We start from the raw sequence: 10684 nt of genomic DNA, 5'->3' as shown, positions 1-10684 counted from the left end.
CGGGCCATGCCCGCGATCGAAAGTGCCAATAGCACAGGCTGATCGCGGGCATGGCCCGCTCCTACAGGATTTTGTCAGGGCGCCGCCAGTGGCGGTTGCCCTCCACTCTTGCCGCGCCGGCTATAGAAACGCGGCGTTTCCCGCAGGTAGTCCCCGATCAGTCGGCGCGAAAGTGCGGCTGCATCGGCTTCTGCCAGCGGCCGGTCGTCGCGGGTGAAAAAGCGACCGCGCTCATCGCTGGCCTTGGCCGACAGCACCAGTTTCAGGTCCTCGGCAATCAATGTGCTGCCGTGCCAGTCGCTGACAACCAGGTAGTCGTGGCGGTAATTTTTATCCAACAGGTCGTGGCCAAAGCTGACCTGCCGTTTGTCGATACCCTGCAACCGGCTCATGGCGGAGAGCAGGGTGATCGGCAGATCCACGTGGCTGGTCATGCGCTCGATCGTACGGGCCTTTTGCCCGGGAATATGCAGCACCAACGGCACTTTGACCTGCTGTTCCACGAAGGTGGAATTGTGACCCCAACGGCCGTTCTCCATAAATTCCTCGCCGTGGTCGCCGGTGATCACCACGATGGTGTTGTCCAGCCTGCCACTCTCCTTCAGCGCGTGGAGTACCCTGGCGAACTGGGAGTCCAGATGGTGGCTGGCATTGATATAGCGAGCCTTGATACGTGAGATCTGGCCTTTGATATCCGTATCCAGGTAGTTGAAATCCTCCAGGTAGTCCGTCTCCAGCGCATTCTCCGCCGGAAATGAGTAGTTGGCGTGTGTCGACTCAAAGAACATAAAACTGAAAAACGGTTGCTTCGCTGAATTTATAAAAGCGGTCAGCTTGCTGACATTCCTGATGTCCCGCTGCCACGGGTCTCCCTCGTGATCGGAGTGCAATTGTTTGCGTGCGAAGTTCCGGAAGATGGTGCGGTCGAATTCCGGATAGCTGAAACGTGCGCTGGTGTAGGCCATGAGCGAGTAGCTGTTTTTGCGCAGGGTTTCCAGCAACAGCGGCGGCCGCTCTGCGGGCAGTGCGTCGAACCAGTAGTTGCCGTGCAGGCCGTAGAACTGGCTGAACATACCCATGCGCGTGCCGTTGCCGCCGCTGTAGTGGTTGAGGAAGTGGACGTTGTCCCGGGCGAAGGCGTAGGTCTCCGGCATGATGCGCGGGTCCAGCATGTCCGCGCGCCAGGATTCGGAGGTCAGCCAGACGATGTTGTAGGGCTTGTCCAGCACAATACTTTGGGCATCGACTGCCGGATAGGTGAACTTGCCTTTCCTGCGGCTGAGGGAACCGTCCAGTTCCGGACGCTTGCGCTCCACCCCAAGTTTGCTCAACAGCCCCTTGGCGGTGATCGGGGAATACCAGGGGATACGCTGTACGCTTTGCAGTATCTGCTGCTCACCGGTGTGGTCGGCGTAGGCGTAGATTCCTCCCTGTAGCAGGAACACCAGCGGCAGGACTGCGGCGGCGGCCCGCACCGGCCGCGTATTGGCGATCCGCGCCAGCGGCAGCCAGCGGACCGCCGCGGCGTAGACGGCCGCCACCAACAGTACGAGCAGTGCACTGGAAACGTAGAAGGAATTGCTGAAGCCCAAGGCCTCCAGACCACCGGGCGTTGAAATAATATTCCACACAAAGCCGTTGATATAGAAACCGTAGAGCGCGTAGATCTGGTAGTTGGCGTCGATGGCCAGCGCAATTCCCACGGCGTAGAGGTGCAGCAGCGCCAGCAGGGAAAACCTGAGCCACCCCGGGCGGGTGGCCGAGGCGCCCCGCGCCAGCAGCCAGGCGGGCAACGCCAGCAGCGCCGCCTGCGCGATGGTGGCAGCGGTAAAATAGCCGATCTGCACGGTGCCGCTCAGGGCTGGCAGGCCGTGCAGCATCAACAGTGCAAAACTGACGCACCACACCAGCAGCGGCACGCCCCGGAAATACAGAAGAGAGGAGTTGGACGGATTCATCGGCACAACAGGACCTGTGGCAGTTTGATGGCCGTCACCATAGGGGGAAAAAATTAAGTGAACCTTAAGGGCCTGTTTGGACTCTTGCGCAGAACTCTCCCGGCGAGAGATTCACCTCCGCCTTAAGATTCACTTAATTTTGCCCACCTAGACTGCCTTCTATCGAATCTCCCCACGAGCGTGTGCAATGGCATTGGAAGGCAGTCAATACCGCGAACCCCGGGACCCGGTCCGGTCGCCGGCGGCGGCTTCACACAGTTTTGAACTTACCACCGCCGGCGATGCCGGGCGCGCCGCGGTGGAAACCTATATCGCGCAAAAGTTTGCCGCGACCTACGGCGCGCGCATCCACAGCTTTCTGCCGCAACTGCTCTCGCTGCACAGCGGCGGCGTCATCGACGCCGCCCTAGGGCTGCGCCGCGCCGACAGCGGTGCCCTGTTCCTGGAACAGTACCTGGACCAGCCGGTGGAGCGGCAACTGGCCGCCGCCGCCGGGCGGCCGGTGGCGCGCTCGGACATCGTCGAGATCGGCAACCTGGTTTCCACCTCCCGCGGCAGCAGCCAGATGCTGTTCCTGATGCTCGCCGAGCTGTTCGCCGAAGCCCGGGTGACCTGGGCGATTTTTACCGCCACCCCGGAAGTGCACAAATTGCTGAGCAGGCTCACCGCCGACCAGATCGTTCTCTGTGTTGCCGACGGCGGGCGCCTGGGCGCACAGCTGCAAAACTGGGGCAGTTACTACGACACCTGTCCCGCGGTCACCGCGATCGATGTAACCGCCTCCCGCGAGACCCTGCTGCAGCGGCCGCTTGTTTGCGAACTGCTGCGCAACTGTGCGGCGCAGGCAAAACCTTTGGCCCGGATGTTTCTTGAGGGCAATAAATGCAACTGATCGATAGTCTGCGCCGCACTGCCGCGCTGCACCCGGAGCGCCCCGCGCTGATGGGCGACAACGTGAGCCTGACTTACGCCGAATTAATTCAGGCGGTGGATGCTACAGCGCAGCAATTGCGCGCGCGGGGCATCTCCACCCTCGGTCTCTACGCCGACAACGGCCCCAACTGGCTGCTGGTGGATCTGGCCTGCCAAGCCGCGGGCATCACCCTGGTGCCACTGCCGGGCTTTTTTTCCGCGCAGCAGCTGGCGCACACCCTGCGGGCCAGTGGTATGCAGGCGCTGCTGACCGACGATTGCGAGCGCTTTACCGCACTGGAGCAGGTGGGTGAGGCGCTGGCGGAGATCGCCGACCTGGCGCTGATCGAGCTTGTGCAGGGGCAGCTGCCGCAACTGCCGGCGCAGACCGCGAAAATTACTTTCACCTCCGGCTCCACCGGCACGCCGCGCGGTGTCTGCCTTTCCAATCGGACCCAGTTCACCACCGCGCGGGTGCTGCGCGACGGCTTGGCCGCACTGCGGCCCGAGCGCCACCTGTGCATACTGCCGCTGGCCACGCTGCTGGAAAACGTCGCCGGCGCCTACGCCAGTTGGCTGATCGGCGGCAGCGTGATCGCCCCGGGACTGCAGAGCCTCGGCCTGTCCGGCAGTTCGCAGCTGGATATCGCACAGCTGTGCCGCCGCATCGATGACCTTCAGCCGCACAGCCTGATCCTGCTGCCGCAGATGCTCAAGATGCTGGTGGAACAGAGTGAGCACAAGGGCTGGCGCCCGCCGCGCTCGCTGGTGTTTGCCGCCGTGGGCGGTGGCAAGGTATCGGCTGAACTCCTGCTGCGGGCGCGCGCGCTGGGGCTGCCGGTATACGAGGGTTACGGCCTGTCCGAGTGCGGCTCGGTGGTGGCCCTGAACCTGCCCGCCGCCGACCGCCCCGGCAGCGCCGGGCGCCCGCTGCCGCACTGCGAGATCAAAGTGCGCGGGGGCGAGGTTCTGGTGCGCGGCCCGCGCTATCTCGGCTACCTGGACGACGCGGACAGCTGCGACGAGTGGCTGCCCACCGGCGATCTGGGGGAGTTGGACGGCGAAGGCTACCTGCATATCACCGGGCGCAAGAAAAATATTCTGATCAGTTCCTACGGCCGCAATATCTCCCCGGAGTGGATCGAGAGCGAAATACTGCTGACACCGTTGCTGATGCAGTGCGTGCTGCTGGGTGACGGCCGGCCTCACTGCAGCGCGTTGATTTTCCCCCGCCCGGGAACGGAGCGCGGACATATTGAACAATGGCTGGAATCGGTCAACCGGCGCCTGCCGGATTACGCGCGCGTGCACCGCTGGGCGCCGCTGCCGGAGCCGCTGACCTTTGCCGGCGGCCTGCTCACCGCGAACGGCCGCCCGCGGCGCGATGCCATCGCCGGGCGCTATGCACAAGTCATCGAAAATCTTTATTCAGGGCGTCTCTAGAAATTGCGAATCTGCTTTTAGACGTAGGGTGCGCCGTGCGCACCAGCCCAAGGTTGCTGTAGTCCCGGACCATGTTCGGTGCACGCGGCGCACCCTACGACGACAATTTCAAGCGATGCCCTTCACTACTTAAGAGGTTACTGCCATGCAGTTTTTCGACCGGTTGCGACAACAGACGGAAGCAGCGCGCAGATCGCTGGTGGAAATACCGCTGATCCAGCGCGGCGCGCGCGGCGAACTGGAACTGGAGGAATATGTGGCCTTCCTCTCCCAGGCCTACCACCACGTCAAGCACACGGTGCCGCTGCTGATGGCCTGCGGCAGCCGGCTGAATGAAAAGCAGGAGTGGCTGCGGGTCGCCATCGCCGAATACATCGAGGAGGAGACCGGCCACCAGGAGTGGATACTCAGCGATATCGCCGCCTGCGGCGCGGACGCGGAGGCGGTTCGCAACGGCGCGCCCAATCTCAGTACCGAACTGATGGTGGCCTACGCCTACGACACCATAGCCCGCGGCAATCCGCTGGGCTTCTTCGGCATGGTCCACGTCCTCGAGGGCACCAGTATCCAACTGGCGGACAGTGCCGCGGGGGCGATCCAGCGGTCCCTCGGCCTGCCGGATGCGGCGTTCAGCTACCTGCGCTCCCACGGCGCGCTGGATATTGGCCACGTGGAGTTCTTCAAGGGTTTGATGAACCGCATCGAAGCGGAGGAAGAGCAACAGGTCATAGTGCACAGTGCGCGGGCGTTCTACCGCCTCTACGGGGACATCTTTCGCGAGTTGGACACAGCACCGCTGCCGGCGGAGGTGGCCTGAGATGAGCGACATACCCATGACGATATTGATCACCGGCGCCAGCGGCGGCATCGGTTCGGCCATAGCGCGGGCGCTGGCCGAGGAGGATCACCGGTTGATTCTGGTGGGCAGAAACACCGGGCGGCTGCAGCAGTTGCGCGCGACACTCGAGAACAGCAGCCGGCATATCGTGATAACCGCCAACCTGCTCGATGCCGCGCAGAGGGGCGCCCTGGTATCCGCCTGCGCGGCACTGCCCGGTGGCGTGGATGTGCTGATCAATGGCGCCGGGGTCTCCACCTTCGCCGAGCTCGGCGATATCGGCGATACGGAGCTGGGCGCCATGCTGCACACCAATCTGCTCGTGCCCATCGCCCTCACCCGCAACCTGTTGCCGTTGCTGCGCAATAGTGGAAACCCCGCGGTGATCAATATCGGCTCCGCCTTCGGGCATATCGGCCACCCGGGGTTCAGCGTCTACAGCGCCAGCAAATTCGGCCTGCACGGTTTTACCGAGGCGCTGCGTCGCGAGCTGAGCGACAGCTGCATCGCAGTGCACTACCTGGCGCCGCGCGCGGTGGACACCGAACTCAATACCGAGGCGGTCAACAGCCTCAACCAAGCGCTGGGCAACAAGTCCGACCCGCCGGAGATGGTGGCGCGGCAGGTGCTGAACCTGCTCGGAGAGCGGCGCAGCGCCCGCCGCTTTATCGGCTGGCCGGAGCGTTTTTTCATCAAGCTGAATGCGCTCTTCCCCTCCCTGGTGGACGGGGCACTGGGCAAGAAGGTGCCCTTGATCCGCCGCTATGCCAAGCAAAACTGGGCCAGACAAAACTGCACATCAGGAGAAACCTCATGAAATTTTCCCGCATACTGAAAACCTTCTCTATGGGCTTGGCCCTGGTGGTTTCCCCGGCGCTCTGGGCTGGTCCCGCCGAGGAGACGGTTGCCGAACTGCAAAAAGCCTGGGCACAGGTCAAGTATCAGACTCCGGAGAAACAGCAGGAAGCCGCATTCGCAAAGCTTGCCGAGCAGGCGGACGCGGCCACCACAAAATTTGCCGATAGCGCGCCGGTGTGGGTGTGGAGTGGCATCATCCGCGCCTCCTACGCGGGCGCCAAGGGCGGGCTGGGCGCGCTGTCCGCGGTCAAGGCGGCAAAGGCCGACCTGGAACGGGCCGTCACCATAGACGGCAGTGCAATGGACGGCGCCGCCTACACCAGCCTCGGCTCCCTCTACTACCAGGTCCCCGGCTGGCCTTTGGGGTTCGGCGATGCTAAAAAAGCGGATGAATATCTGCGCAAGGGGCTGGAGTACGGCAGTGCGGATATAGATGCCAACTACTTTTATGCCGACTATCTTTACCACCAGAAGGACTACGAGCGGGCGCTGAATTACCTGCAAAAGGCCCTGGCCGCGCCCGCCGATCCGCAGCGACCGGTGGCGGACAAGGGGCGGCGCGAGGAAATCCGGACCTTGATGATCGAGGTCGAGAAAAAAATGCGATAGCCAATGCGGATACTGCTGATAGAGGACGACCAGTCGCTGGCCGATGGCATCGCCACCGCGCTGAGGCATTCTGGCTACGCCGTGGACCACACGGATAGCGGCCGCCAGGGTATCGCACTGGCGCGGGCCGCGCGGCCGGACGCGATTATCCTGGACCTGGGCCTGCCGGATATGGACGGTGTCGAGGTGCTGAAGGCGCTGCGCAACAAATCCGTCGATTCCTCGGTGCTGATCCTTACCGCGCGCGATGACCTGCCGTCGAAAATCCGCGGCCTGGACGCGGGCGCCGACGACTACCTGACCAAGCCCTTTGCCGTGGACGAGTTGCTGGCGCGGCTGCGCGCGCTGGAGCGCCGCGCCGGCCTGGGGCTCAGCGCGGAAATCCGGCTTGGCGATGTCACCGTCGATCTCGCCAGCCACCGGGTAACCAGGAATGGCGAAGTGATCAATCTCTCGCGCCGGGAATTCACCCTGCTGCGCGCGCTGGCGGAGCGCCCCGGGCATATCCTCAGCCGCGAACAGCTGGAGGACAAGCTCTACAGCTGGGGGGAAGAGATTTCCAGCAACACTGTGGATGTACATATTCACAACCTGCGCAAGAAACTCTATCCGGAATTTATCCTGACCATTCGCGGTGTCGGTTACAAGTTGGGACCAAAGGCAGGGCCCTGAGTGAAATCCATCCGCATCTACCTGGTGGTTGCGCTGCTGTCCACCATCACGCTGGTCAACTTCGTCTCCGCCCTGCACGGCTATCGCGCAAGTATGGCGGAGGCACAGCAGCTGTTCGACCGCCAACTGGCCGATACTGCCAGTCTGCTGTCAGCGATGCCCGTGTCCGCGGACAGGCCGAAGGTGGTGGAGCGGACCGGGCATCTGGCTTTCCAGGTCTGGTCGCCCGGAGGAAGGCTGCTGATGCGCTCCGCCAATGCGCCCCCTCAGCCGATCAACGCCCTGGAAGAGGGCTATGAGAATGTCAATTTTTCCGGCCAGCGCTGGCGGGTGTACAGCCACTTCTCCAGCGAGCGCAATTACTGGACCCAGGTGGCCGAGCCGGTAGGTCTGCACTTCCATCTGGCGGACAAAGTGGTGCTGGAATCGGTGATTCCCATTCTGCTGGGGCTGCCGGTCGCCGGTCTGTTGATCTGGTTCGTGGTGGGGCACGGCCTGAAGAGCCTGCACCTGCTGGCGGACGCGCTGCGCCAGAAGCGCGCCGACGACCTGAGTCCGCTGCCACTGGAGAATGCGCCGGAAGAACTGCTGCCGGTGGTACAGTCCACCAATGCGCTGCTGGCGCGACTGCAGGCGTCCTTCGAGCGCGAGCGTCGTTTCTCCGCCGATGCCGCCCACGAGCTGCGCACACCCATCAGCGCGATCAAGGTACACACGCACAACCTGGAGCGGGAATTGAGCCAGTACCGGCTGCCACAGTCACCGCTTTCGCTGGCGAAGCTGCAGGGGAGTATCGAGCGCATGGCGCATCTGGTGGAGCAGATACTGAACCTCTATCGCACCACGCCGGACCACTATCCGGCGAAGTTCGAGCCGCTGGACCTGCACGAGCTGGCGCGCGAGGTCATTGCCGAGCAGTACGTGGATTTTGCCGGCCGGGGCCAGGCGATCGAACTGACCGGCGGGGCCGCGCCGCTCGAGGCGGATCGCTTCGCACTCACCATTTTGTTGAAGAACCTGTTGAACAACGCCAACAAGTACACGCCGGAAAACGGCCGTGTGGAAGTGCATACCAGGGTGGATGGCGATCGCGTAGTGTTGCGTGTGGACGACACCGGCCCCGGCATTGCCGAAGAGGAATATGGACGAGTGTTCGAGCGCTTCTACCGGGTGGGCGGTGACCGCCACCCGGTCCCGGTTGGCGGCAGCGGCCTGGGTTTGTCGATAGTGCAGCATATCGCCCGCTTGCACCACGCGGAAATCCAGCTGGATAAATCAAAATTCGGCCGCGGCCTGTCGATTCAGGTTCGCCTGCCGGCGTCGCCCGGTTACCTTTTCCCGAATGGAGATTCCAGTGACTGATTATCGATGTCGCGGAGTGGTGCGATTATTGGCCGTGGCCGCGCTGGCACTGTTGCCGCCGGTGGCACAGGCGGGACGCCCGGTGTTTGAGATCGAAATACGCGGCCACCTGTTTCACCCCTCGGAACTGGTGGTGCCCGCAAACACCAAGGTGAAACTGATCGTCTACAACCGCGATCCCACACCGGAGGAATTCGAGAGCTACGAACTCAACCGGGAAAAAGTCATCATGGGTGGCCAGCGGGCGATAGTCTTTATCGGCCCCCTGGCGCCGGGAGAATACCCATTTTTCGGGGAATTCAATCCCAAGACGGCACAGGGAAAAATCATCGCGCAATGAACAGGCGGAGTCAGATATGCTGTTGACCAGCGTGATTATCATTCTGCGCGAAGTGCTGGAGGCGGCGCTGCTGCTCAGCATACTGCTGGCGATGAGCCACCTCTTGCATTTGCGTCTGCGGTGGTTCTATACCGCGCTCGCAGCGGGAACCGCCGGAGCGGTGGTCTACGGCGTGCAGCTGGCGGCCATTTCTGACGCGTTTGGCGGGGTGGGCCAGGAACTGCTTAACGTTGCGTTGCAGATTGCCATCTACCTGCTGTTGCTCGTTATCGCGTCGCTGCTGGTGGTCAACTACTATGCCGCCAACTACTATGCCGGCGAGTGCTACCGCGGAATACTGTCCGCCGCAATGACGACGGCGGTTGCGATGGCGGTACTGCGCGAGGGGTCGGAAATTTTTATCTACCTGTCGGCTTTCCGCTACAGTCCGCAACCCTGGTCCGGTGTGCTGGCCGGTTCTCTGCTGGGTGCGGGCATTGGTTTCAGTATCGGCGCGCTGTTTTACTACCTGCTGGTCGGCCTGCCACGGCGGCGTGCGCTGCTCGCCACCTGTGCGCTGCTCACCCTGGTGGCGGGCGGCATGGTTCTGCAGGCGACACAACTATTGATCCAGGCAGACTGGCTGCCGGCGCAGGTACCGCTTTGGGACAGTTCCGCACTGGTGGCGGAGGGCTCGCTGACTGGACAGATGATGTATGCACTGCTCGGCTACGAGGCCACGCCCACTTCGCTGCAGGTGATTCTTTATACCGCCAGCGTTGCCGCAATGGCGCTGTTGCTGTTGTTAACCCGGTACCACCAGAAAAAAATCAGGGCTGCCCGCGATGTATCCCAAGTTCGATGAAAGCGTTTTGAATTGCCGGTCCGCTGCGGCACTGCTGTTGCTCGGCAGCACTCCCTTCGCCCTCGCTGACGGCGTGGTGGTGGACAAGGTGTACGATCCCTATGTACAGCCGCTGGAAACCGAGATCGAGTGGCGCGCGGTGGGGATGCGCGATGACGAGGACGATTCGCTGGATTCCCTGCAACTCCACCGCCTGGGACTGGGCCGCAGCCTTTCCGATCGCTGGTTCGGGGAAGTCTATCTGATCGGCGAGCGGAATGAGGACGAGAGTTTTCGTCTGCAAGGAGTCGAGCTGGAGGCCAAGTGGCAGTTAACCGAGCAGGGGGAATATGCCGCGGACTGGGGCCTGCTGTTCGAACTGGAAAAGGAGCGCGACCGGGACGAGTGGGAGGCGGCGACGACCCTGCTTGTCGCCAGGGAATGGGGGCGCTGGGTGGGCACCGCCAACCTGGCCGCCATCTATGAATGGGGGGACGATATCGACAATGAACTAGAGTCCCAGCTGCGCATGCAGACCCGCTACCGACTTTCCGAAGCCTTTGAACCCGCGGTGGAACTGTATGCAGGCCAGGACACAGTGGGCATAGGCCCGGTGGCCCGGGGACTGCAGCGATTGAGCGGCGCACGCCAGTTCTACTGGGAACTGGGGTTGATCCTGGGGGTTACCGACGAGAGCCCGGACCAGACACTGCGCCTATTGGTGGAATACGAGTTTTACTGACACGAGTATTCGGGGCGGGGTGTTTAATTTTTCCGAAATAGAGTTTCGGAGCATAGGAAATAACAATGAAAATCAGAGTTTTCAGGCTTTTTGTTTTTCTATCGATACTGGTTGCCGGATGCAGTGC

At 62.5% G+C, this 10684-nt stretch carries 11 protein-coding genes; 10 read left to right on the top strand and 1 reads right to left on the bottom strand.

What is annotated here, in order from left to right; genetic code table 11:
• Positions 1–74 precede the first annotated feature (74 nt).
• Complete coding sequence (locus ACRC0P_RS01555; RefSeq protein ID WP_438627842.1) at positions 75–1958, bottom strand: sulfatase-like hydrolase/transferase; 1884 nt, start codon at positions 1956–1958, stop codon at positions 75–77.
• 187 nt (positions 1959–2145) lie between these two features.
• On the opposite strand from ACRC0P_RS01555, the gene ACRC0P_RS01550 reads away from it, so the two are divergent.
• The 10 genes from ACRC0P_RS01550 to ACRC0P_RS01505 all read left to right on the top strand — a co-directional run bounded on the left by ACRC0P_RS01550 (position 2146) and on the right by ACRC0P_RS01505 (position 10557).
• Positions 2146–2850, top strand: a complete 705-nt coding sequence (locus ACRC0P_RS01550) for a thermostable hemolysin (RefSeq protein ID WP_438627840.1) — start codon at positions 2146–2148, stop codon at positions 2848–2850.
• Positions 2841–4313 carry an AMP-binding protein gene (locus ACRC0P_RS01545; protein WP_438627838.1) on the top strand — a complete coding sequence of 491 codons (1473 nt, stop codon included), beginning with the start codon at positions 2841–2843 and terminating at the stop codon, positions 4311–4313. The genes ACRC0P_RS01550 and ACRC0P_RS01545 overlap by 10 nt, the downstream gene beginning before the upstream one ends.
• 145 nt (positions 4314–4458) lie before the next feature.
• Positions 4459–5130 (top strand): TenA family transcriptional regulator, encoded by a 672-nt coding sequence (locus ACRC0P_RS01540; RefSeq protein ID WP_438627836.1) that lies wholly within the window; start codon positions 4459–4461, stop codon positions 5128–5130.
• A 1-nt stretch (position 5131) separates the two neighbouring features.
• Positions 5132–5968 carry an SDR family oxidoreductase gene (locus ACRC0P_RS01535; protein WP_438627834.1) on the top strand — a complete coding sequence of 279 codons (837 nt, stop codon included), beginning with the start codon at positions 5132–5134 and terminating at the stop codon, positions 5966–5968.
• Positions 5965–6618: a tetratricopeptide repeat protein gene (locus ACRC0P_RS01530; RefSeq protein WP_438627832.1), complete on the top strand. Its 654-nt coding sequence runs from the start codon at positions 5965–5967 to the stop codon at positions 6616–6618. The genes ACRC0P_RS01535 and ACRC0P_RS01530 overlap by 4 nt, the downstream gene beginning before the upstream one ends.
• Positions 6619–6621: 3 nt before the next feature.
• On the top strand, positions 6622–7290 hold the full coding sequence (locus ACRC0P_RS01525; RefSeq protein WP_438627830.1) for a response regulator transcription factor: 669 nt from the start codon (positions 6622–6624) through the stop codon (positions 7288–7290).
• Entirely contained in the window at positions 7291–8652 is a 1362-nt protein-coding gene (locus tag ACRC0P_RS01520; protein WP_438627828.1) for an ATP-binding protein, read from the top strand. It abuts the gene before it with no gap.
• Complete coding sequence (locus ACRC0P_RS01515; protein ID WP_438627826.1) at positions 8645–8992, top strand: cupredoxin domain-containing protein; 348 nt, start codon at positions 8645–8647, stop codon at positions 8990–8992. The genes ACRC0P_RS01520 and ACRC0P_RS01515 overlap by 8 nt, the downstream gene beginning before the upstream one ends.
• Before the next feature lie 16 nt (positions 8993–9008).
• Complete coding sequence (locus tag ACRC0P_RS01510) at positions 9009–9836, top strand: FTR1 family protein (protein ID WP_438627824.1); 828 nt, start codon at positions 9009–9011, stop codon at positions 9834–9836.
• A 7-nt stretch (positions 9837–9843) separates the two neighbouring features.
• Positions 9844–10557, top strand: coding sequence for a hypothetical protein (locus tag ACRC0P_RS01505; RefSeq protein ID WP_438627822.1), 714 nt, complete (start codon positions 9844–9846; stop codon positions 10555–10557).
• The last annotated feature ends 127 nt before the right edge of the window (positions 10558–10684 follow it).

It is taken from the genome of Microbulbifer sp. (assembly GCF_051659245.1).
In the GTDB taxonomy this organism is placed as follows: Bacteria; Pseudomonadota; Gammaproteobacteria; order Pseudomonadales; family Cellvibrionaceae; genus Microbulbifer.
Note: the sequence above shows the minus strand (reverse complement) of the source record. Positions and strands in the feature narration are given on the sequence as shown.

Excerpts from the sequence above, each read along its gene's own strand:
- ACRC0P_RS01510 (WP_438627824.1), top strand. The coding sequence starts at position 9,009 with ATGCTGTTGACCAGCGTGATTATCATTCTGCGCGAAGTGCTGGAGGCG.
- ACRC0P_RS01530 (WP_438627832.1), top strand. The coding sequence starts at position 5,965 with ATGAAATTTTCCCGCATACTGAAAACCTTCTCTATGGGCTTGGCCCTG.
- ACRC0P_RS01545 (WP_438627838.1), top strand. The coding sequence starts at position 2,841 with ATGCAACTGATCGATAGTCTGCGCCGCACTGCCGCGCTGCACCCGGAG.
- ACRC0P_RS01555 (WP_438627842.1), bottom strand. The coding sequence starts at position 1,958 with ATGAATCCGTCCAACTCCTCTCTTCTGTATTTCCGGGGCGTGCCGCTG.
- ACRC0P_RS01540 (WP_438627836.1), top strand. The coding sequence starts at position 4,459 with ATGCAGTTTTTCGACCGGTTGCGACAACAGACGGAAGCAGCGCGCAGA.
- ACRC0P_RS01525 (WP_438627830.1), top strand. The coding sequence starts at position 6,622 with ATGCGGATACTGCTGATAGAGGACGACCAGTCGCTGGCCGATGGCATC.
- ACRC0P_RS01550 (WP_438627840.1), top strand. The coding sequence starts at position 2,146 with ATGGCATTGGAAGGCAGTCAATACCGCGAACCCCGGGACCCGGTCCGG.
- ACRC0P_RS01535 (WP_438627834.1), top strand. The coding sequence starts at position 5,132 with ATGAGCGACATACCCATGACGATATTGATCACCGGCGCCAGCGGCGGC.